The following is a 23,060-nucleotide window of genomic DNA, read 5'->3' as shown; positions in this document are numbered from 1 at the left end:
TTCGCTCACGCCGGCACCGCCTGGCGCACTCGGGGGTCGATCAAGGCGTGGCAGACGTCGACGAGGATGTTCAGCGCGAAGATCGTCACGGCGGTGATCAGAACGGCGGCCTGGAGCACGGCGAAGTCGCGCTGCAGAATCGAGTCGATCATGAGCTTGCCGATCCCCGGCCAGCCGAAGATCGTCTCCACGATCACCGCGCCGTTGACGAGACCGACGGTGAGGTCCCCGGCGACGGTCAGGACGGGCGTGACGGCGTTGCGCAGGGCGTGTCCGAACACCACGCGCCCGGCGCCGGCCCCCTTGCTGCGGGCGACCTTGACGTAGGGCGCGGAGAGCGCGCCGACCATGCTGCCGCGGACCACCTGGACGAGCACGCCGAACGGGCGGATCAGCAAGGTGGCGATGGGCAGCACCCACACCTCGGGGCCGCCCAGGGTGCCGGAGGTCGGCAGCCACCCCAGGCCCACCCCGAAGACCAGCACACCCATGATGGCGAACCAGAAGTCGGGGATGCTGGCCGCGACCATCGACAGCAGACCTGCGATCCGGTCGATGAGCGAGTTGGGCCGGTAGGCGGCGAGGCTGCCGACCAGCAGGGCGCCGAGGATCGCCAGGAGCATGGTCATACCGGCGAGCTGCAGCGTGACGGGAAACGCGTCGAGCACCATCGTGGAGGCCGACTGCCCGGTGCGCAGCGAGGTGCCGAAGTCGAACTGCACGGCCTGGGTGAGGTAGTCCCACAGCTGAACCGGGATGGAGTCGTCGAAGCCGTGCGCGGCGGAGAACTCGGCGCGCTGCTGGGGGGTGGCGCTCAGCGGGAGATAGAGGTCGACCGGGTTGCCGGTCAGCCGTGCCAGGCAGAACACGCCCAGCACCACGAACACCAGCGGGATGGCGCTGGAGATGATGCGTTTGCCCAGGAAAGACGTCATATCAGCGGATCCCCGCCTTCACGGGGCTGGCCTCGGCCAGCCGCATCTCGTCTCCGGTGGCGGAGTTCGGCCGGTACCGGACCGACGGCGACAGGCCGAGCAGCCCGCGCATATGGGCCAGGTAGGCGTACTGCGCCACCGTCTTGTTCTGATAGGCGAGCAGATCGGCGAAGGCCTTCGCACGGGCCTTGCCGGACAGCGCGTTCGCCGCGGCGATGCGCCGGTCGAGCTCCTTGGTGCCGAAGGTGGACTGCGGGCCGTCGCTCAGCAGGTACTGACTGGTGGTGAAGGCCGCGTCCCCGGCCTGGTTGCCGTGCATGACCAGCATCGCGATCGGCCCGACATCGCGGGGCAGCGGGCGCAGCTGGTACTGGAGACTGGTGGCCGTGTCCGCCATGCGAATCCTTACGTTCAGCCCTATCCGCGCCATCTCGTACTGCAGGGCCTCGGCCGTCTCCGCGATCCCGGCGAACTGGCCGTTGCGCGCGACGATGGTGATCCGCCGTGTGACGGGGACGCCGTCGGCGGCCGCCTGCTTGACCAGCGCGCGGGCCTTGGCCACGTCGTACGTGGGTGGGGCGAGGTCGTCGTTGTGGCCCACCACGCCGGGTGGGACGAGTTGCGCGGCGGGCTTGGCCTTCCCGTCGAGAAGGGCGCCGATGATGCCGTCGCGGTCGATGGCCATGCCGATCGCCTTGCGCACCCGGATGTCGTCGAGCGGTGCCTCACGGCCGTCGAGCCGCAGGGCGGTCGTCTCGTTGTTGGGGTAGGCGACCGAGTTGTCCTTGGTCGCGTCCATGGGGTCAAGCGATGTGGTGATGTCGGCTTCACCCTTGTTGATCATCGCGGCGCGGACACTGGCGTCGCTGCGCCAGACATAGGTGGCCCGGGGGTAGGCGGGAGCCTTCCCCCAGTACTCGGGGTTGCGGGCGAGGGAGATCGAGACACCGGTCTGCCACTTCTTGACGGCGTAGGGGCCGGTGCCGATCGGTATGCGCACCTTGGCCTTGGCGTCGGTGGTGCGCGGCACGATCTCGATGAAGCTGATCCGCAGCGGGAGGATGGGGTCGGCCTTCTTGGTGGTGACGGTCAGCCGGGTGGTGCTGACGGCGCGCACGTCGAGCTTCTCGTCGCCGAAGACGTAGCCGTCCACGTTGCAGGCGAGATCGGAGTTGACGGCGCGGTCGATGGAGAAGGCGGCGTCTTTCGCCGTGAACGGCTGCCCGTTCTGGAAGGTCACGCCGGTGCGGATGTCGAAGGTCCATGTCGTGGGCTTCGTCTGCCGCCAGCCGGTCGCCAGCAGCGGTTCCAGCTTGCCCGAGGTGGGGTCCCGTTCAATCAGCGGTTCGGTGATGTTGGAGCGGACCACGACACCGGTCGCGGTCGTCGATGACTCGCAGGGCTCCAGCGTCGGGGGTTCCTGGGTGAGAACCACACGCAGGGTGCGGCCGTCGGCGCTGCCGGCGTCGCCGGCGGAGTCGCTGTTCGCCACCGTGCACGCGGTGGTCAGCAGCATCGTGCCCGAGGCCAGAACGTTAAGAACCGGATGTGCTCGGGACCTTCTTGGGCGAGGCATGGAGCGTACGGAGGACTTCATCGTCGGCGTATCTCCGAAAGGGCTGAAGTGGTGCCGCCGGAGACGCGATTGCTGACATGGCTGTCCATACATGCGTACCCGGTCTGCATTTGTAAACGCCGAAGCTAAGGCCGAGGTGCGGGGGCGTCAAGGGGTGCGGCCAAAGCGTTGGTTGCGCGGTCCGAAGCGGGGCGGGAGGGGTCCTCCGGCCGCCCATTGATATGGAGAAGGTATCGAGCGATCCACTTTTGAGCTTAGACAGGCATTGAAATCGGCCATACGCTCCCGGCCATTCCACAAGAACGGGAGTGGCCCCATGCCTTCCTCAACCGGCACCGACGGCACTGTCCTTCAGGTGTGTCCGCTGCTGTCGAGCCTGGAGACCGCGCTGGCTGAGCGCCATCACACCGTACGGCTCGCGGATCTGCCCGATCCCGACGCCTATCTGCGGGACCACGGCGACGAGGTGGTGGCCGCCGTGACCAGCGCCCGGATCGGTGTGTCGAACGATCTGATGGACGCCCTGCCCGCGCTCCGCGCGATCGTCCACTTCGGGGTCGGCTACGAGACCACGGACGTCGCCCGGGCCCGGGCGCGCGGCATTGACGTCAGCAACACCCCGGACGTCCTCACCGACTGCGTGGCCGATCTCGCCGTCGGCGCCCTGATCGATGTGATGCGCCGGCTGTCGGCCGCTGACCGCTTCGTCCGCAGTGGCGCCTGGGCCAAGGACGCCTTCCCCCTCTCGGCCAAGGTGAGCGGGAAACGCGTGGGCATCCTCGGGCTCGGCAGGATCGGCCGCGCCATCGCCCGGCGGCTGGAGGGCTTCGGTGTGGAGCTCCTCTACTGCTCGCGCACGCCCGCCGAGGATGTGAGCTACCGCCGTATCTCCTCGCCCACCGAGCTCGCCGCGGAGTGCGACGCGCTGGTCGTGGCGGTCTCCGGAGGCGGCGCCACCCAGGGTCTGGTGTCGGCGGGCGTGCTCGACGCGCTCGGCCCCCAGGGCTACCTGGTGAACGTCTCGAGGGGCAGTGTCATCGACGAACCGGCCCTGGTGCACGCCCTGGTGAACGGCTCGATAGCGGGCGCGGCGCTCGATGTCTTCGCGGATGAGCCCCGTGTCCCCAAGGACCTGCTGGACCTGGACACGGTCGTCCTGCTTCCGCATATCGCCAGCGCCACCCATGAGACGCGCGAGGCCATGGGGGAACTGGCCTTCCGCAACCTCCACCGGTTCATGACCGAGGGCGCCCTCCTCACACCGGTACCGGAACATTGACAGCCACCCGGCCGCTGTTTACAAATGAAGACGTCGACTACATATGAGGACGGTGTTCATGGTTCGGGCGGCTGAACGCATCGCCGAGGTCACGGTCACCCCGGTGGCCTTCCGGGACTACCCCCTGCTCAACACGGTGGGAGTGCACGAGCCGTACGCGCTGCGCACCATCGTCGAACTCACCACGGAGAGCGGTGTCACCGGCATCGGTGAGAGCTACGGCGGCACCGTGCACCTGGAGCGGCTGCGCCGGACCGCCGGCGAACTCGTCGGCATGGACGTCTGGAGCCTGAACGACCTGATCCAGCGCACCCGTCGCGCGCTCGGTTCGGACACCGCCGGAGGGGACGGCATGTCCGGCATGGTCACGGGCAGCAGCACCGTGGACCGCGTCATGTCCCCGTTCGACGTCGCGTCCCTGGACATCCAGGGCAAGCTGGTGGGGCGGCCGGTCAGCGATCTCCTCGGCGGCGCCGTGCGTTCGGCCGTGCCCTACAGCGCCTACCTCTTCTACAAGTGGGCCGGACACCCGGATCAGGCGGACGACGACTGGGGCGCCGCGCTCGACCCCGAGGGGCTGGTCGAACAGGCCCGGCGCATGGTCGATCAGTACGGCTTCTCCTCCATCAAGCTCAAGGGCGGCGTCTTCCCTCCCGACGAGGAGATCGCCGCGATACGCGCCCTGCGGGCGGCCTTCCCGGACCTGCCGCTGCGGCTCGACCCGAACGCCGCCTGGAGCGAGGAGACCTCGCTCCACGTCGCCCGTGAACTCGAGGGAACACTCCAGTACCTGGAGGACCCCACCCAGGGCCTGGCCGGCATGGCGGCCGTGGCACGGCAGACCGACACGCCGCTCGCCACCAACATGTGCGTCGTCTCCTTCGACGACCTCGCCCCCGCCGTCGCGCAGGGCTCGGTGGGCATCGTCCTGGGCGACCACCACTTCTGGGGCGGCCTGCGGCGCTGTGCGCAACTCGGCGCCATCTGCGAGACCTTCGGCCTCGGCATGTCCATGCACTCCAACTCCCATCTGGGCATCAGCCTCGCCGCGATGACGCACCTGGCCGCCGCCACGCCACGGCTGACCTACGCCTGCGATACGCACTGGCCGTGGAAGCAGCCGGACGAGGATGTGATCGCCCCCGGTGTCCTGCGGTTCACCGAAGGGCGGGTCGAGGTGCCCACCGCGCCGGGACTCGGCGTGGAACTGGACCGGGACGCGCTCGCCCGGCTGCATCAGCAGTACCTCGACTGCGGGCTGCGCGACCGCGACGACACCGGCTACATCCGCCGCTTCGACCCCACCTTCGAGCCCAAGACGCCCCGGTGGTGACCGAGCTGTGCGCATCATGCTCAACCACCGGATCCTGAGCAGGTTCACCGAGCGGCTGAGGACACGGACCGAGGGCCGCCACGAGTGGCTGGAGGCCTCCGACTGGGACGCGGGGCGGATCGCCGACGCCATCGCCGACATCGACGTCTACGTCGGCTCACAGCTCACCGAGGACGACGCGCGGCGGGCCCGACGGCTCCGGCTCGTCCACGTCGTCGGCGCGGGCTACGACGGCATCCCCCTGGGGGCGCTGGGGCCGGATGTGATCGTGGCCAACACCCACCACCACGGCAGGTCGATCGCCGAACACGTCCTGATGTGCGTGCTGATGCTGTCCCGGCGTGTGCTCGCGGCCGATCAGGAGCTGCGCGCCGGGCGGTGGCGGAACGTCGCCGTCGACCACACGCTGCCCTTCGGCGACACCCTGCGGGGGCGGCGCGTCGGCGTCATCGGCTTCGGGGAGACGGGGACGGAGATCGGCCGGCTGTGCCAGGCGGTCGGCCTGCGCGTACGGGCCGTACGCCGCGATCCGTCGGCCCCCCTGCCGGACGGTCTGCGACCCGACTGGGTGGGTGGCACGGATCGGCTCGAGGAACTGCTGGCCGACTCCGACATCGTCGTGGTCACCGTGCCGCTGGGCCCCGCGACCCGCGGGCTGGTCGGACCGGCCGAGCTGGCCACGATGGGCCGCCACGCCCTCCTCGTCAACGTCGCCCGCGGCCCCGTCGTTCAGGAGGAGGCGCTGTACGAGGCGCTGTCGGCCGGCACCATCGCCGGCGCCGCCCTGGACGTGTGGTGGGCCGGCCCGCCACACGCGCCGAGCCGCCTGCCGTTCCACACCCTGCCCAACGTCGTGATGACACCGCACAACTCCGGCCACACCGAGGAGACCTTCGCCGCCCGGGCCACGGAGATCGCCGCCAACATCACCCGTCTGGCACAGGGGAGCGCCCTCACCAACGTGGTACGTGGAGCCGGCGTATCGAGGTAATTCCCGGGACCCGCCCCCGCGTAGCGGAACTCACGTAAACTTCCCGTCCGTTATCGCGCTCGGTTAGGCAGGGGAACGGGGGCCCGCGGCATGGTGACTTTCGCGCAGTTGAAGGCGGTCGATCCTGCCCAGTTCGAGCAGGCGGCGGACGGCTGGCACAAGGTGAGCAGCAGCGCCAGTGCGGCCAAGGACCGGCTGGACAATGAGATCAACGCGAAGCTCCGCGGGGGCCTGAAGGGCCAGGGAGTCGGCGCGGCGCTGGGCCGGCTGGAGCGGCTGAGTGGGAACTTCCACTACATGCAGGTGGAGTGCGCGCTGATCCTGACGGCCTTGAACGGGCTGGCCGCGGAGTTGCGGGCGGCGAAGAAGAAGCTGGACAACGCCGTCCAGGACGCGCAGGACGCGGGGATGACCGTCAAGGAAGACGGTTCGGTCGAGTACAAGCCCCCGATGGTGCTGCTCCCGGGCCAGGAGTACGAGCAGCCCGGAAACGGCCGCACCCCGTTCGTCACGACGACGCCCAAGGAGCAGGCCCAGGGGTTCGCCGACCGGATCGGCGATGCCCTCAAGGACGCGACCGAGGCCGACGGCAGATACGCCAGGGCCCTGGGCAAGCTGATCACGGTGGCCGATCTGTCGGTCACCAAAGACGACTGGATCGATGCGGACAAGGACCGGGGGGCGGTTGAGAAGACGGTCGGGGACTATCTGCGCGAGGTTCCCAAGGACAAGTCGCCCAAGGACAACGCGGCCTGGTGGAAGAGCCTGAGCAAAGAGGAGCAGGCGGAGTACATCTCCCTTTTCCCGGCGAGCGTGGGCAAGCTGGACGGCCTTCCCGTCGAGGACCGGGACGAGGCCAACCGTGTTGTGCTCAATGAGCAGCGGGCGAAGTACCAGACCGAGCTGGCGAATCTGCCGCCCGAGCCCAAGCCCAGGAATATCCTCGCCGGGCGCTCGTATGTGACCAACCCGGAATGGCTCACATGGGACAACCGCAGAAAGCATCTGAAGTCCTCCCTCGACGGCCTGAACGCTATTCAGGAGCGCTTCGATGTGACGGGAAAGGTCGACCCCTATCCCAGCAAGAGACCTTCCGGTTACAAACCGACCGGTGACGGGCTGCCGCCCGCGTATCTGCTGGGTATCGACCCCGAGAACAACGGGCGCGCGATCATCGCGAACGGCAATCCGGACACGGCCGACCACACCGCCGTGATGGTCGACGGCACCAAGAGCAAGCTCGGCGCCATCCGCACCCCCATCATCAGAGGCACCAATCTGTGGCAGGCCGCCAGCGCGATGCCGGGCGAACCCGAGGTGTCGACCATCACCTGGCAGGGCTACGACGCTCCGCAGAACGTCTTCCCGCAAGGCGCGTTGAACAGGTACGCCGACCGGGCGGCGGGAGATTTCAACGACTTCCTGTCGGGGCTGCACACCTCCCACAGCCCGTCGGCCAATGACCACCTGTCGGTGCAGGCCCACAGCTACGGGAGCGTGGTGGCGGGTTCCGCCGCCCGCCAGGGCACCCTGGAGGCGGACGATGTGATGTTCAGCGGCAGCCCCGGCGTCCAGGTGGGACGGGCCGAGGACATGGACGTACCCCCGGGGCATGTGTGGAACCAGAAGGCGAAGGACGACCCGGTCCCCACGCTGGGGGCGCCCAGCCACGGCCACCACGAGGGTCTGACCCAGTTCATCACCCCCCACGACCCCATCTTCGGTGCCAACCAGATGTCCACCGACACCAGGGGGCACGGAAACTACTGGGTGGCCGGTTCGGAGAGCCTGGAGAACCAGGCGCGCGTCGTGGTGGGGCGCTACGACGAGGTCCGGCTCAAGTAGGCGCCTCCTGCCCGGCCCGCCGTCGAGCCGCCCGGTATACGCGCGCTAGTGTGCGGATGTGAGTCTCCATGTCGTCATAGGGTCCGGGCCCGCAGGGGCCGCCACCGCTCGACTGCTGGCCGAGCAGGGGCATGCGGTACGGGTCATCACCAGGTCCGGCCGGAGCCCCGAGCCCGGCATCGAACACATCGCGCTCGACGCGGCGGACAGCGAGCGGCTGACCGCAGCCGCGCGGGGCGCGGCCGCGATCTACGGCTGCGCCGCACCGCCCTACCACCGCTGGACGGACGCATGGCCTGCGCTGGCCTCGTCGCTCTGCGCGGCGGCCGAGGCCACCGGGGCCGTCCTGGTCATGCTGGGCAACCTCTACGGCTACGGTCCGGTGGACGGTCCCATGACCGAGGAGCTGCCACTCGCCGCGACCGGCCCCAAGGGGCGGGTGCGCGCCGCCGTGTGGGAGCAGGCGCGGACACTGCACGAACAGGGCCGTATCAAGGCGGTCGAGGTGCGGGCCTCGGACTTCTTCGGGCCCGGGGTGACCGATGGCGGGCATCTGGCCGCGCGGGTCATGCCACGACTGCTGCGCGGCAAACCGGTCGCCACACTCGGCGATCCGGACGCCCCGCACAGCTGGAGCCATCTCCCCGATGTGGCCGGCGCCCTGGTCGAGCTGGCGGGCGAGGAGCGGGCCTGGGGGCGGGCCTGGCACGTGCCGACGGAGCCCGCGCGGTCCACCCGGGAGATGGTCGACCTCCTCGCCGCCGAGGCGGGAACGGGGCCGGTCGCGGTGCGCCGGCTGCCGCCGGCCGTACTGGGCGTCGCGTCGGTCTTCTCTCCGCTGATCCGCGAACTGAAGGAGGTCCGCTACCAGTTCGAGCGCCCCTTCGTGATGGACGCGAGCGCTTACGAGGCCGAGTTCGCGGTACGGGCCACCCCCGTCGACGAGCAGGTCAAGGCGACGGTGGCATGGTGGCGCGAGCGACTGGCCACCACCGGGTGACATCCGTGACGGCGGACACCGCGCCGCCACCCGGGCGCGGTCGCCGTCTCCACGGGGCGGGCCAACTTGCCATTCCGCCAGGTCGGTTGGCTGGTGCGTCGGCCCGACCAGTGAACATTGCAGTCGCTGCAATTATGCCCTACGGTTCCTCGCGTGATCGACGCCTCGACAGGTGCCGCGCTGGGCTGGCGGGACCGCAAGAAGCAGCAGACCCGCTCCACTTTGATCTTGACCGCTCTGCGCCTGGTGTTGGAGCGCGGGCTCGATCACGTCACGGTGGAGGACATCAGTGAGGCGGCCGGTGTGTCGCCGCGCACGTTCTTCAACTATTTCGCCACCAAGGACGACGCGCTGATCGGCGATCACTTCGTCGACGGCGATGACTTCTGCGCCCAGCTTCTCGCCGCGGATCCGGCCCTGCCCCTCCTCGGCGCGCTGCGGCAGGCGTTCGTCCCGAGCGTCGAACGTCTGCAGGCGGAGCGGGACCTGTGGTTCCTCCGGATGACGATGATCTGCAGGAACCCGTCCATGATGCCGCGGCTGCTGGCCCGCGGTGCCGTGGCCGAGGAGGCGATGGTCGGTGCCGTCGCCACCCGCACCGGGGCCGACCCCGACAGTGGCTTTCCGGCTCTGGTCACCGCCGTCGTCGGTGCCGCCTTCCGGACGGCCCTGATCCGGTGGGCGTTGTGCGCCGGGGCCCGGCCGCTCGGCGAGTTCGTCGACGAGGCGCTGAACTCCGTCGCCAGCGGCTTCACCGAACCGGCGCATCTGTCGCCCTGACCGACCCAGCACATCACGCTGTCGCAACCACGCCGACGAAGGGTTTGAGATGACCCCTGGCACCCCGTCATCCGACCGACCACAGGTCGAAGCCACCACGAGTGAGCCGACCGAGCCGGGCGCCGAGAGCGCCGCCGCCACGGGCGCCCCGGCTCCGCCCGAGGCTCCCCACCCGGCCGGCCCGCCGGGCGCACTGCCCGGCCGGATGTCTCCCAAGGCCGTCAGCCTGGCGCTCTCCGGACTGCTGCTTGGCATGTTCGTGTCTAATCTTGCCTCCACGATTGTGTCCAACGCGCTGCCGCGCATCATCCCCGACCTGGGCGGCAGCCAGAGCGTCTACGCCTGGATCGTCACCACCGAACTGCTGGCCATGACCGCCGCCGTGCCTCTTTGGGGCAAGATGGCCGACCTTTACAGCAAGAAGTTGCTGATCCAACTCTCGCTCGTCCTGTTCGTCTGCGGTTCGCTGATCGCCGGCTTCGCGCCCAATATCGAGGTGTTGATCCTCAGCCGGGTCGTCCAGGGCATCGGCGCCGGCGGTATGAACGCCCTCGCGATCGCCGTGCTCGCCGCGATCGTCTCACCGCGAGAAATGGGCCGCTACTCCGGTCTGTTCGGCGCGGTCTTCGGCCTGTCCACCATCATCGGCCCGCTGCTCGGCGGTCTGATGGTGGACACTTCCTGGCTCGGCTGGCGCTGGTGCTTCTTCCTCGGCGTACCGCTCTCGCTCGCCGCCGTCGTCCTGCTCCAGCGCACCCTGCACCTGCCGGTGGCGCGCCGCGAGGTCAGGATCGACTGGCTTGGTGCCGCACTGATCGTCGGCGGGGTGAGCGCCCTGCTGATCTGGTCCTCCCTGGCCGGCGACAAGTTCGGCTGGGCGTCCTGGCAGACCGCCGTCCTGGTCGCCGGTGGTGTGGTGCTGCTCGGGCTCGCGGTGTACGTGGAGTCGCGGGCGGCAGAGCCGATCATCCCGCTGGGCATCTTCCGCATCCGCACGGTCGCCCTGGCCACGCTGGCCACCGTGGTGGTCGGTGTTCTGATGTTCGGCAGCGGGGTGTTCCTGTCGCAGTATCTGCAGATCAGCCTCGGCAAGTCGCCGACGGTCGCGGGGTTGATGACGCTGCCGTTGGTCTTCGGACTGCTGGTCGCCTCCACGCTCGCCGGCTCGTTGATCACCCGGCACGGCCGCTGGAAGCCGTTCCTCCTGGCCGGCGCCGCGCTGATGACCGTCGGGGCCCTGTTGTTCAGCTCCATCGACGCGCACACCAACGTCCTGCTCCTGAGCGCCTACATGGTGGTGTTCGGCGCCGGTATCGGGCTGCTGCTGCAGAACCTGGTGCTGGCCGCGCAGAACGAGGTGGCAGCGAGCAACCTGGGAGCCGCCACCTCCACCGTGAGCTTCTTCCGCAGCATGGGCGGCGCGATCGGCGTCAGCGCCCTTGGCGCGGTGCTCGCCAACCGCGTGACCACGAGTCTGCAGGAGCGCTTCGGGTCGGCCGCCACGGGAGACGGCACCGTCAAGGTCCCCGAGCTGAGCAAGCTTCCGCCCGAGGTGCTGCGCGCCGTCCAGGACGCCTACGGCTCGGCCACGGCCGATCTGTTCCGCGATGCCATCCCGATCGCGGCGGTGGCGGTGATCGCGGTGGCGCTGATCAAGGAGAAGCCGTTGCAGACGTTGACCGGCGACCAGCGCCGGGCCAAGGAGACAGCGGGTTCCGCGCCGGAGTGAGCAGCGATGGGGCCCGGCCGGTCGGCCGGGCCCCATCCCGTCGGACGCGCGGTCAGCTCACCGCGGCGCCATGCGCAGAGCGCCGTCGAGGCGGATCGTCTCGCCGTTGAGCATCGGGTTCTCGACGATGTGCGCGGCGAGCGAGGCGAACTCCGCGGGGTCCCCGAGCCGGGCCGGATGCGGCACCTGCCGGCCCAGCGCCTCGATCGCGGACCGGGGGTAGGGAGCGAACATCGGGGTGTGGAACAGCCCCGGTGCGATCGTGACCACGCGGATCCGCAGCGATGCGAGGTCACGGGCGATCGGCAGGGTCATACCGATGACGCCCGCCTTCGAGGCCGCGTAGGCGGCCTGCCCGATCTGACCGTCGAACGCCGCCACCGAGGCGGCGTTGACGATCACTCCGCGCTCCTCACCGTCGTCCTCGGCCTGAGCGATCCGCGCCGCGGCCAGCCGGATGACGTTGAAGGTGCCGATCAGGTTGACCTGGACGACCTCGTTGAAGGCGTCCAGGGGGAACGGGCCGTCCTTGCCGACGGTCTTGACGGCGTTGCCGGTCCCGGCGCAGTTCACCGCGATACGCAGCGTGCCCAGGCTCGCGGCAAGGTCGACCGCGGTGGCGACGTCCTCTTCCTTGGTCACATCCCCGGGAGAGAACACCACGCGCTCACCCAGCTCCGCCGCGATGTCCTTGCCCCGCGCGGACCGGGCGAGGATGACCACCTTCGCGCCCCGGTCGTGCAGGGCGCGTACCGTCGCCAGGCCGAGTCCGGACGCACCGCCGGTGACCAGCGCGACGTTTCCCCCGATCCGCACGTGTCGCTCCAGTTCTGTGTTCTGTCGCAGGTGTTCTGCCGAAGTGGTCGTGCCGTGACGGTGGTCCCGCGGTCACCCGGTCGGTGCGTGCACCCAGGACAGCCCGTCCGGCGAGGGGATCAGACCGCTTTCGAACAGCGGTGTCTCCTCCTCGGCGTCCTCGCCGAGCAGCGCCTGCATCTGGACCTTGGCCCCCTCGACCATCGCCTCGCGGACGACAGAGGATTTCACCAGGTTGCCCCAGCCGCCACCGGCGTTCTCGCCGATCTTGTCGACCGCCTCGGAGAACTCCTTGGTGTGCGACTGCATGCGCTCCGCCAGAGCGTCGGCCGAGGTCAGCGCGGACTCCCCGGAGGAGACGCCGCCCACCAGGTCGACGAAGGACTCCAGCTCGGGGCGGCTGGCGTTGGTCACCTTCTTCGCCTGCCAGAAGTACGAGTTCTCGTCGCGGTGCATCTCGTAGAAGGAGACCAGGAACTCGTAGAAGACGCTGTACTCGCGGCGGTAGCGAGCCTCGAACTCCTGCATCGCCGCCTTCTCCTCGACCTGGCCGTCCAGCACGCTGTTGATCGACCGAGCGGCCAGCATGCTGCTGTACGTGGCCAGGTGCACACCCGAGGAGAACACCGGGTCGACGAAACAGGCGGCGTCACCGACGAGCATCATGCCCGGTCGCCAGAACGCGGTGTTGAGGTACGAGTAGTCCTTGCGGACCCGGATCTGACCGTACTGGCCCTCGGTGACCCGCTTGGCGGGGGAGAGGAAGTCGGAGATCATCGGGCACTCGTCGATCAGCGCCTGGAGCGCCTTCTCCGGGTCGCCCTGCACCTTCTCGGCCATCTCCCGGCGGACCACGGCGCCGACGCTGGTCAGCGTGTCGCTCAGCGGGATGTACCAGAACCAGCCGCTCTCGAAGGCGACGCAGAGGATGTTGTAGCGGGTGGGCTCCGGCAGCCGCTTGCCGCCCTCGAAGTAACCGAACAACGCCAGGCTGCGGAAGAACTCCGAGTACTCACGCGTGCCGCCGGCCCGCTTGTACAGGCGGCTCTTGTTGCCGGAGGCGTCCACCACGAACTTGGCCGCCGCCTGTCGCTCGACGCCCTGACCGTCGGTGTACCGCACGCCGGCCACCCGGTCGCCGTCCTCGACGACGTCGATGACGTCGCACCCCTCACGCACCTGCGCGCCGACGCGGCGGGCGTTGTTCAGCAGGATCTCGTCGAACTTCGAGCGCTCGACCTGGTAGGCGGTGGATGTCGGGCCCGCCATCTTCGGTGACACCGCGAACTCGAACGTCCACGGCTCCGGGTTGGCCCCCCAGCGGAACGTGCCACCCTTCTTCAGCGGGAAGCCCGCCTTCGCCAGCTCGTCCGCGGCGCCGGTCAGCCGGCAGATGCCGTGGATCGTCGCCGGCAGCAGGGACTCCCCGATCTGGTACCTCGGGAAGGACTCCTTCTCCAGAACGAGCACCGAATGGCCCTTCTTGGCCACGAGCGCGGCCAGTGTCGAACCGGCAGGGCCGCCACCCACCACCACGACGTCGAATTCTTCGAAGTTATCCACGTTATCCACGTGTCTTCCCCCTGGTTCTCTCGCTGAGCATGGCGATGTCGTATACGGAGGGCGGTGTCAGGCAACGTATGCCAATGACGCGGGTGGCTGTCAATGTCGTTCGTCCAACATGCCACGGTGGCCCGGCGCCGACGACGGCATTGGGTCTTCTGTGTCGATCCCCTAATGCCTGAAGAGCATCGGCGCGAGGTTACAGGATGGCCGACTGCAATGTCGACCGAGTTCTGTGGGTACAAGGTCCAGGGAGATCCGTTCACCTTCCGTTCACGGACGTAATGCGCACCGGATTCAACTAATCCGCTTTGACGCTTCGATGCCGCCTCATCACGCTGAGTTTATTGCGTCGAGATCGACCGCGACGTAGGGTTCAACAGTTGGCGCAGATCGGGGGGTTGGCGGACGAGACGTCCCCACGGTAGGACCTGCGCTGTTGTGCGAGATTTGCTCATAACGGGGGTTTGGCAATGTCTACGCAGTTCTTGCGACCGCATTCCGCTGTGCCGGAAAGTGTCCACTTTCTGATGCGCTGGGTTGTTCTGCGCTGAACATTTTTTAGGCGCTCTTTACGGTGCTGACGTATTTTCTGACGTGAACTCGGGGTCCGCTGTTATTCGCAGCGCTGCGCCGCCGATTTTCAGCACATTCTGCGTACGCTCTGAACATCCCTGGGTCGCCGGTTCGACGCTCTTCTGGGATGGATTACGACTTCTCCTGGGGAAGAGATGCCAACGACCGGCTCGTCGACGTTCAGCGAGACCTTCACCGTCACCGCCGACAATCCACTGCTCAGCGGTCACCGCGTGTACGGGCGCACCCTCCTTCCAGGCGTCGGATATGTGGATCTGGTGCTCCAGGTTCTCGCCCGGCATGGTCACGCCATGCCCGACGTCGAACTGCGCAACCTCACCATTCTCGCGCCGCTCGTGGCGGGCCCCGGTGAGCAGATTCTCACCACCGTGGAGGCAGGCCCGGCGCCTGCCGGAGGGTGGCGGATCGAGGTCCGCAGCCGACGCCCCCAGGACAGCGCGGACGTGCTGCACGCCACGGTCACCGCACACCGGCAGCCCGCGCCGGACTTCGGCGGGCGGCGGCTGTCCCTGCCGCTCACGGGGGCCGAGCGGCTGCTTCCCATCGCCGATGTCTACGCCTGGGTCCGCGAGCGCGAGCTGGTCCACTCGGGCCTGATGAAGGTCGAGGGCACGGTGCACCACCGGGCCGCCGACTCGGTCGTGGCGCTGGAACTTCCCCGGACGCACTCCGGCAGCTCGCCCAACTTCCTCTTCCACCCGGCGCTGTTCGAAGCGGGGCTGCTCGGCGGGGGCGTGGGCATCCATGTGCTCGACGAGGAGCACCAGGGCGATGACCTCTATCTGCCGCTGGTGTTCGAGTCGTTCCGGGCGATCGCGCCCCTCGGCCCGCGCTGCTTCGTACGGGTACCGGCGGCTTCGGCGCGCCGGGACGACGAGCTGTTCCGGCTGGCGGTCGAGTTCTACGACGAGACCGGTGCCCAGATCGCGGAGATCGGCCAGCTGGTGGCCAAGCGGGTCCGCGCCGTGGAGTCCCTGGACGTCCGGGACGGGAACATCCCGGCGGCGGTGGCCGCCACCCCCACGGCGGACCCGGTGGCCGGACCGGCCACCGCTGAGGCCACCGAGGGGCGGGACGCCCTGGCCACGGTGCGCGAGCTGGTCGCGGCACGCCTGGAGCGGCCCGCCTCCCAGATCGATGTCAACGGCAGTTTCTACGAGCTGGGACTCACCTCCGCGCAGCTGGTGTCCCTGGTGCCCGCGCTGGAGAACCGGCTGGCCCTCTCGCTCTCGCCGACGATCGTGTTCGAGTACAGATCCGTCGCCCAGCTCGCGGACTGGCTGCAGGGACAGGTCACCGAACGACACGGGGCGACGCAGGACTTCGGCCCGGCCGACCGGGTGGCCGCCGTGCGCGCCACGCTGGTCGACGAGATCTCCGTACTGCTTGGCGTGCCGGCCGACGAGGTGGATCCGCGCGCCGAGTTCGGGGAGTTCGGGCTCGATGTCACCGGCCTCGCCCAGCTGGCCGCCCGGCTCGACGACCGCTACGGGCCGGCCCTCACCTCCGCCGTGCTCATCGAACGCAGGACCGCGCAGGCCGTGGCCGAGTACGTGGCCGCCACCCACCACGAGCCGGTGCCGGCGCGGGACGGCTCCGCCACGGCGGCTGCCGAGGCGGACAGGCGCCCGCACCCGATGGTGCATCGCGTGGTGTCCGACGGCGGCGACGTCGTCGTGTGCCACACACACTTCAGCGGCGACGAGCCGTTCCTGCGGGACCACCGGGTGCGCAACAGCCGGCTGCTCCCCGCGGTCGCGCAGCTGGAGATGGCGCGCGCGGCGGTGGTGGCCGCCCTGGGCGAGGAGCACGCGGAGCGGGTGCGGCTGCACGACGTGGTGTGGCTGCGGCCGGCGACCTGCGGCCCGGAGGGGCTGGAGCTGCGGGTGAGCATCGAGCCGCTGCCCGACGGCCGCTGGGAGTACACGATCGACCGCGTCGACGGCGACGGTGCCCGTACGGTGTGCGGCACGGGCCGGGCGAGCACGGCGGACGTCGGCGACCGGACCGTGCCGACACTGGACGACCTGCGCGTGGCCTGCGCCGAGCGGGTGATCAGCGGTACCGAGGTCTACGACCTGTACGCGCGCGTCGGCATGGACTACGGACCCACCCAGCGGTCGGTGGCGACGCTGCGGGTGGGCAGGGACGAGACGGGCAGCCCCCAGGCGCTGGCCGAACTGCGCCTGCCGGCGGCGGCCGAGCCGCTGGACCGCTATCTGCTGCACCCCAGCATCCTCGACGGCGCCCTGCAGGCCACGATCGGCCTGCCGCTGGCCGCGCCGCAGCCCGACGGGCTGCCCGCCGACCCCGCGCTGCCGTTCGCCGTGCGCGAGGTGGCGGCGTGGGCCGCCACCCCCGCCACGGCGTACGCGTGGATCCGGCACCAGACCGGGAGCTGGCCCGGCGCCGCGTCGGCCCGGCTGGATGTGACCGTGTTCGACGAACAGGGCCGCGTCTGCGCGGACCTGACCGGGCTGAACACCCGGGTGCTGACGGATGTGCCACAGCGCCCGGACCCCGCTCCGTCGGCAGGGCGGGCCACCCCGCGCGACGAGGACGCAACGCCGGTCCGGGCGGAGGCCCGCCCGGCCCCCGTCGCCGAGGGCGCCTACGCGGACACCGACATCGCGATCGTCGGCGTCAGCGGCCGCTACCCCGAAGCCGCGGACCTGGACGAGTTCTGGCAGAACCTCCGTTCCGGCCGCGACTGCATCCGGGAGGTGCCGGCGGAGCGCTGGGACCACCGCCGGTACGCCGACATCGGCGGCTCCTCGAAGGGCAGCTGGGGCGGGTTCATCGACGGCATCGACCGCTTCGACCCGCTGTTCTTCCAGATCTCGCTGCACGAGGCCGAACTCCTCGACCCCCAGGAGCGCCTGTTCCTCGAATGCGCCCACCACACGCTCGAAGACGCCGGATACACCGGCGAACAGCTGGGCCGGGCCTCCTCCGCCCCTGACGCCGCGGGGCGGACTTCCGGCCGGGTGGGCGTCTTCGTCGGCGTGATGTACCAGGAGTACCAGCTCTACGGCGCGCAGGCACAGGACCGTGGCCGGGCGGCCGCCCTGTCCGGCAGCGGGTCCAGCGTCGCCAACCGGGTCTCGTACTTCTACGACTTCCACGGGCCCAGCATCACCGTGGACACCATGTGCTCGTCCTCGCTGACCGCCATCCACCTGGCCTGCGAAGCGATCAAGAGCGGTCAGTGCGACGCGGCGCTGGCCGGCGGGGTGAACATCACCTCCCACCCGAACAAGTACGTGCTGCTGAGCCAGCGCCGGTTCCTCTCCAGCGACGGCCGCTGCCGCAGCTTCGGCGACGGCGGCGACGGCTATGTGCCGGGCGAGGGCGTCGGAGCCGTCCTGCTCAAGCCCCTGGCGCGCGCCGTCGCCGACGGAGACCACATCCACGGCGTGATCAAGGGAACCGCCCTGAACCACGGCGGCCGCACCTCCGGCTACTCGGTGCCCTCCCCGATGGCGCAGGGCGAGGTCATCACCGCCGCCCTCTCGGCCGCGAACGTCGACCCGCGCACGGTCAGTTACCTCGAGGCACACGGCACCGGAACGGCGCTCGGAGACCCGATCGAGGTCAGCGGCCTGGCCAGGGCCCTGCGAGGCCCGGACGGCCCGCCGTCGAACTGCGCCATCGGCTCGGTCAAGTCGAACATCGGGCACGCCGAGAGCGCCGCGGGCATCGCCGGACTCACCAAAGTGCTGCTCCAGCTGCGCCACGGGGAACTGGTGCCGAGCCTGCACTCGGACACGCTCAACCCGCACCTCGACTTCGACGGGACGCCGCTGCGGGTGCAGCAGCGCGTGGAGCCGTGGCAGCGGCCGACGGTGGAGATCGACGGGGAGCAGCGGACGCTCCCCAGGATCGCCGGCGTCTCCGGCTTCGGCGCGGGTGGCTCCAACGCCCACCTCATCGTCTCCGAGTACCAGCCCCCGGCCCCGGAACCCCGGCGGGCCGCCGCCGAGGGCCGGCCGGCGCTGCTGGTGCTCTCCGCGCAGAGCGAGGCCCAGCTCGTGGAGCAGGCCCGGCGGCTGCACGGGCGGCTGGCGGAGCTGAGCGACGACGCCCTTCCCGATGTCGCCTGGACCCTCCAGGTGGGGCGCATGGCGCTGCAGGAGCGGCTGGCCTTCGCGGCGACATCGCTCTCCGCCGCCAGGGACCGGCTCGCATCGTTCATCGCCGACCCCCAGCGGCCCGGACCCTGGGTGCGCGGCACCGTCCGATCCGGCGGGGCGGCACCGGCGGCGGGCCCGGGCGACGAGGCGCTGCGCTCGGCCCTGTCGGACTGGACCGACCGCGGCGTCCACGACCGGCTGCTGCGCCTGTGGGCCGACGGCGCCGCGGTGCGGTGGGAGGCGGCGCACCCCTCGGCCACGCCCGCGCGGCGCATCAGCCTGCCCGGGTATCCGTTCGCCCGGGACCGGTGCTGGTTCGACCTGGACGGCGACGCGTCGGAGCTGCCGGCCCTCCCCGCCGCGGCCCCGCCGCGCGCGACGGAGCCCCACCAGGCCCAAGACGGTGACCTGGTGCTGCTGCGCCCGGTGTGGGACGCGCGGGAAGCGGGCCCGGCCGGCCCGGGGGAGACCTACGCCGAACACCACGTCGTGGTGATCGGCCGGCTCCCGGCCGCGGACCGAGAGCAGCTGCGGGCCGCGCTGCCCGCCGGCGCCGTGTGCCGGTTCGTGGAACCGGCGGAAGGCTCGCTCGACCGGATGTACACCGACGCGGCCCAGCAGGTGTTCACCCTGGTCCGCGAGCTGCTGCACGGGGGCGTACGGCGGCCCGTGCTGTTCCAGGTCGCGCCGGTCGGCACGGCCGCCGACGCCGAGCGCCTGGCGTGTCTGAGCGGACTCACCGGTCTGCTGAAGACGGCGAGCCTGGAGAACCCGCTGCTGCACACGCAGTACGTGGACTGCCTCGACGGCGCGTCCCCGGCCACCGTCGCCGCCCGCCTGAAGTCCGAGGCGGCACACCGCCTCGAGCCGGAGGTACGGCACCGCGCCGGCCGGCGGCGCGTCGAACGGTGGGAGGAGGTGTCGCCCGTACAGGTCCCGGACACCCCGTGGAAGGAAGGCGGCGTCTACCTCATCACCGGAGGCGCCGGGGGCCTCGGGCTCGTCGTCGCCCGGGACATCGCGGCGTCGGTCCGCCACGCCACCGTGGTCCTCACCGGCCGCTCCCCGCTGAGCGACGAGAAGCGCGGCGCGCTGGACGCGCTGCGCGCGGCGGGCCTGACGGTGGACCACCAGCGCGCCGATGTGGCGGACCGGGCCTCGCTGGCCCGTGTGCTGGCCCATGTGGCGGACGCTCACGGCCCGCTGACGGGGGTGCTGCACTCCGCCGGGGTCATCGACGACATGTTCATCCTGCGCAAGGGCACCGACGACGTGGCGCGCGTCCTCGCCCCCAAGGTCGCCGGCCTGGTCCATCTCGACGAGCTGACCCAGGACCAGCCGCTTGAGGTGTTCGTGTGCTTCTCGTCGACCGCGGGGGCGTTCGGCAACGCCGGGCAGGCCGACTACGCGGCCGGCAACGCGTTCATGGACGCCTACGCGGCCCAGCGCAACCGCCTTGTCGACACCGGTGCGCGCCACGGCCGGACCGTCTCCATCGGCTGGCCGCTCTGGGACGAGGGCGGCATGGGGGACGAGACGGTCCGCGCGCAGCTGCGCGGCGCCGGGCTCGCACCCCTGGACACCCCCCGCGGGACGCTGGCGCTGCGGGCCGCCATGGCGGCGGCTGACAACGGCCTCGACGCCGGCCGGCTGCTCGTCCTCGTGGGACGCCGCGATCTGGTGCTCTCCCGGCTGCCCGGCCACGGCGAGGAACCGCCGGCCGCCCCGGCTCCCGCGCCGCGCCCGGCAGGGGAGGGCGCCGCGCGTGCGCTGGAGGACCGGGCGGTGGCCCATCTGCGGCGCCTGCTCGCGGCCTCCTTGAAGCTCGGTCCGGAGCGTCTGGACGTCGAGACGCCGTTGGACGAGTTCGGCATGGACTCCGTCGTCGCGGTCAACGTGATCTCCCGACTGGAGGAGCCGTTCGGTCCGTTGCCGAAGACCCTGCTGTTCGAGATGTCGACGGTCCGTGAGCTGGCCCGGTACTTCGCGGCCGAACACACGCAGGCGCTGCGCTCGCTGGTCGGCATGCCGGCCGAGTCGCCACAGACGGACCAGGCGGATCAGACGGAGCAGGCGGATCAGACAGAGCAGGCGGACCAGGCGGATCGGGTGCACCCCGCTGTCACTCCCGCTCCCACCGCGGCCGCGGTCAGCACCGCGCCGCGGCCCACGGCTCCCGCGCCCCGTCAGGAGCGCTCCGGCCGCGGCCAGGAGATCGCGATCGTCGGCATCAGCGGACGCTACCCGCAGGCGGACGACCTGGACACCTTCTGGGCCCACCTGAGGGACGGCGAGGACGGCGTCACCGAGATTCCGCGGGAGCGCTGGGACCACCGGCTCCTCGACGACGCGGGCCTGAGCCGCGGCAAGTGGGGCGGGTTCATCGAAGGGGTCGACCAGTTCGACGCGCAGCTGTTCGGCATCGCGCCCCGGGACGCCAAGGCGATGGACCCGCAGCAGCGGTTGCTCCTGCAGACCGTGTGGCATCTGCTGGAGCAGAGCGGCGTGACGCAGGAGGCGATCGAGCGGCGCTATGAGCGGCGTGTCGGCGTCTACATCGGCGCGGGTTACCAGATGTACCGCGCGGAGGAGTCGGACCCGACGCTGGTCGCCCTCACCTCGTCGACCTCGTACAACATGATCGCCAACCGGGTCTCGTACTTCTTCGGCCTGGAGGGTCCCAGCCTGGCCGTGGACAGCATGTGCTCATCGTCCGCGACCGCCATCCACCTCGCCTGCGCCGACCTCCAGCGCGGGGAGACCGAGCTGGCCGTGGCGGGGGGCATCAACCTGACGATCGACCAGGGCAAGTACGTGGCCCTGTCCGAGCTCCAGCTGCTCGGCAGCCACCCGGGCAGCCGCAGCTTCCGGGACGGGGACGGCTATCTGCCCGCGGAGGCCGTCGGCGCCGTACTGCTCAAGCCCCTGGACGCGGCGGTCCGGGACGGGGACACGATCCACGCCGTCATCAAGGGCACCGCCTCCCTGCACAGCGGCCGGGGCAACGGCTTCATGATGCCGAGCCACGCCTCGCAGGTGAAGGTCATGCGCCGGGCGCTGGAGCGGGCGGACGTCGAACCGGACTCCATCGGCTATGTCGAGGCGGCGGCGAACGGCGCCGCTCTCTCGGACGCGGTCGAGTTCCGCGCCCTGCGGGAGGTGTTCACCGACGCGACCGAACCGGTGGCGCTCGGCACCGTGAAGTCGAACCTCGGGCACCCCGAGGCGGCCTCCGGAATCGCCCAGCTCACCAAGGTCGTCCTCCAGCTGCGGCACCAAAAGATCCCGCCCCTGGTCGAGGTGGGCTCGCCCAACCCCGACCTGGACCTCGCCGGCACACCGCTGTGGCTGTGCGACCGGCTCACGGACTGGGAAGCGCGGGGCACGGCGGACACGCCCCGCCGGGCGCTGATCAACTCGATCGCCGCCGGCGGCAGCCACGTCAGCCTGGTCGTGGAGGCACCGCCGCCGTCCGCCGCCGAGCGGCGCGCCGCGGAGGCGGGACCCCAGCTGATCGTGGTCTCCGCACGCAACCGCGAGCGGCTGCGGACGGCGACGCGGCGGCTGCACGACTTCCTTGCGGGCGACGACGCGGCGGATCTGGCGGACATCGCGTACACCCTGCAACTGGGCCGCGAGGCACAGCCCGAACGGCTCGCCGTGGTGGTGTCCTCCCGGGCGGAGTTGCGCGGCGCCCTCGCACACCACCTGGCGAGCGAGTCCGGGGCCGCGGGGCAGGCGGCGCAGGCCCAGCACGCAACCGCCGCCACCGCCGGCCTGGCCGCGCCGATCCACCTCGGCAACGCCGACGAGGACGCCGGTCCGCTGCGCATGCTGCTCGACGGCGCCCAGGGCGAGACGTTCCTGTCCGCCCTCGTCGCCGACGGCGACCTGGAGCGCCTTGCCGAGCTGTGGGTGCGCGGACTGAAGGTGCCGTGGCACGGACTCCACGGCGAGGGCCGCCGCCTGGTGTCCCTCCCGGCCACCGTCTTCGAGCCGGTCACCTACTGGGTCGCGCCGCGGCCCGGGGCGCCGGTCGCCGTGCGGGCTCAAGCGCCCGCCGACCGTCAGGCGCCCGCCGTCCAGGACACCGCGCCGCCCGCCGAAGCGGAACCGGACACATCCCTCACCGACACCGAGCGGATCGTGCTCGAGGTCTGTGCCGAACTTCTCGACTTCCGCGGCGAGGAGATCGGCATCGAGGACAACTTCATCGCGCTCGGCGGCCACTCCATGCTGGTCCCCAGGTTCTCGGCGATGCTGCGTGACCGGGGGCTGACCTGCGAGGCCCAGAGCGTCTTCGCGGCCGGGACGCTCGGCGACATCGCCGCGGCCGTCGCGACCGGCCAGGGCCCGGCGCCCGACGATCCGGCCCCGGCCGGGAGCGGGATCCCCGAGGGCTGCGCCCACATCACCGCCGACATGCTGCCGCTGGTGGCCCTGACCGAGGACGAGATAGCGGCCGTTGTCGCCGCGGTGCCCG

The 23,060-nt window shown here is 70.6% G+C and carries 12 protein-coding genes (1 of these 12 cut by a window edge); 8 read left to right on the top strand and 4 right to left on the bottom strand.

Translation table 11 applies throughout. The features are described 5' to 3' along the window. Positions 1-5: 5 nt before the first annotated feature. The gene (locus ACFZDL_RS30790) at positions 6-935 is read right to left on the bottom strand and encodes an ABC transporter permease (RefSeq protein WP_353594993.1); all 930 of its coding nucleotides are present in this window, start codon (positions 933-935) and stop codon (positions 6-8) included. A 1-nt stretch (position 936) separates the two neighbouring features. Next, positions 937-2,451, bottom strand: coding sequence for an ABC transporter substrate-binding protein (locus tag ACFZDL_RS30785; protein WP_353594994.1), 1,515 nt, complete (start codon positions 2,449-2,451; stop codon positions 937-939). A gap of 376 nt (positions 2,452-2,827) precedes the next feature. Here ACFZDL_RS30785 and ACFZDL_RS30780 point away from each other — a divergent pair, with 376 nt between their 5' ends. The 7 genes from ACFZDL_RS30780 to ACFZDL_RS30750 all read left to right on the top strand — a co-directional run bounded on the left by ACFZDL_RS30780 (position 2,828) and on the right by ACFZDL_RS30750 (position 11,468). Further along, the gene (locus ACFZDL_RS30780; protein WP_353594995.1) at positions 2,828-3,790 is read left to right on the top strand and encodes a 2-hydroxyacid dehydrogenase; all 963 of its coding nucleotides are present in this window, start codon (positions 2,828-2,830) and stop codon (positions 3,788-3,790) included. 58 nt (positions 3,791-3,848) lie between these two features. Beyond that, positions 3,849-5,123, top strand: coding sequence for a glucarate dehydratase family protein (locus ACFZDL_RS30775; protein ID WP_353594996.1), 1,275 nt, complete (start codon positions 3,849-3,851; stop codon positions 5,121-5,123). 16 nt (positions 5,124-5,139) lie between these two features. Further along, on the top strand, positions 5,140-6,114 hold the full coding sequence (locus tag ACFZDL_RS30770; RefSeq protein WP_353595024.1) for a 2-hydroxyacid dehydrogenase: 975 nt from the start codon (positions 5,140-5,142) through the stop codon (positions 6,112-6,114). 90 nt (positions 6,115-6,204) lie between these two features. Further along, positions 6,205-7,959, top strand: coding sequence for an alpha/beta hydrolase (locus tag ACFZDL_RS30765; RefSeq protein WP_353594997.1), 1,755 nt, complete (start codon positions 6,205-6,207; stop codon positions 7,957-7,959). 58 nt (positions 7,960-8,017) lie between these two features. After that, the gene (locus ACFZDL_RS30760) at positions 8,018-8,959 is read left to right on the top strand and encodes an NAD-dependent epimerase/dehydratase family protein (protein ID WP_353594998.1); all 942 of its coding nucleotides are present in this window, start codon (positions 8,018-8,020) and stop codon (positions 8,957-8,959) included. Positions 8,960-9,112: 153 nt separating this feature from the next. Continuing rightward, positions 9,113-9,739, top strand: coding sequence for a TetR family transcriptional regulator (locus ACFZDL_RS30755; protein ID WP_353594999.1), 627 nt, complete (start codon positions 9,113-9,115; stop codon positions 9,737-9,739). A gap of 205 nt (positions 9,740-9,944) precedes the next feature. Continuing rightward, positions 9,945-11,468: an MDR family MFS transporter gene (locus ACFZDL_RS30750; protein WP_353595026.1), complete on the top strand. Its 1,524-nt coding sequence runs from the start codon at positions 9,945-9,947 to the stop codon at positions 11,466-11,468. 57 nt (positions 11,469-11,525) lie between these two features. Here ACFZDL_RS30750 and ACFZDL_RS30745 read toward each other — a convergent pair whose 3' ends face one another. Both ACFZDL_RS30745 and ACFZDL_RS30740 read right to left on the bottom strand, forming a co-directional pair. Continuing rightward, positions 11,526-12,284, bottom strand: coding sequence for a 3-hydroxyacyl-CoA dehydrogenase (locus ACFZDL_RS30745; protein ID WP_353595000.1), 759 nt, complete (start codon positions 12,282-12,284; stop codon positions 11,526-11,528). A 72-nt stretch (positions 12,285-12,356) separates the two neighbouring features. Next, complete coding sequence (locus ACFZDL_RS30740) at positions 12,357-13,847, bottom strand: tryptophan 7-halogenase (protein WP_353595028.1); 1,491 nt, start codon at positions 13,845-13,847, stop codon at positions 12,357-12,359. 731 nt (positions 13,848-14,578) lie between these two features. On the opposite strand from ACFZDL_RS30740, the gene ACFZDL_RS30735 reads away from it, so the two are divergent. After that, positions 14,579-23,060, top strand: the 5' portion of a protein-coding gene (locus ACFZDL_RS30735) for an amino acid adenylation domain-containing protein (protein WP_353595001.1). It continues 4,229 nt past the right edge of the window; only the first 8,482 of its 12,711 coding nucleotides appear in the window; the start codon lies at positions 14,579-14,581; its stop codon lies off the right edge, out of view.

The organism is Streptomyces sp. NPDC007917, from assembly GCF_042959105.1.
Lineage (GTDB): Bacteria > Actinomycetota > Actinomycetes > Streptomycetales > Streptomycetaceae > Streptomyces.
Note: the sequence above shows the minus strand (reverse complement) of the source record. Positions and strands in the feature narration are given on the sequence as shown.

What these genes read in the sequence shown, in the direction of transcription:
- ACFZDL_RS30780 (WP_353594995.1), top strand. Translation starts at nt 2,828, where the DNA reads ATGCCTTCCTCAACCGGCACCGACGGCACTGTCCTTCAGGTGTGTCCG.
- ACFZDL_RS30785 (WP_353594994.1), bottom strand. Translation starts at nt 2,451, where the DNA reads ATGCTGCTGACCACCGCGTGCACGGTGGCGAACAGCGACTCCGCCGGC.
- ACFZDL_RS30750 (WP_353595026.1), top strand. Translation starts at nt 9,945, where the DNA reads ATGTCTCCCAAGGCCGTCAGCCTGGCGCTCTCCGGACTGCTGCTTGGC.
- ACFZDL_RS30775 (WP_353594996.1), top strand. Translation starts at nt 3,849, where the DNA reads ATGGTTCGGGCGGCTGAACGCATCGCCGAGGTCACGGTCACCCCGGTG.
- ACFZDL_RS30790 (WP_353594993.1), bottom strand. Translation starts at nt 935, where the DNA reads ATGACGTCTTTCCTGGGCAAACGCATCATCTCCAGCGCCATCCCGCTG.
- ACFZDL_RS30765 (WP_353594997.1), top strand. Translation starts at nt 6,205, where the DNA reads ATGGTGACTTTCGCGCAGTTGAAGGCGGTCGATCCTGCCCAGTTCGAG.
- ACFZDL_RS30770 (WP_353595024.1), top strand. Translation starts at nt 5,140, where the DNA reads ATGCTCAACCACCGGATCCTGAGCAGGTTCACCGAGCGGCTGAGGACA.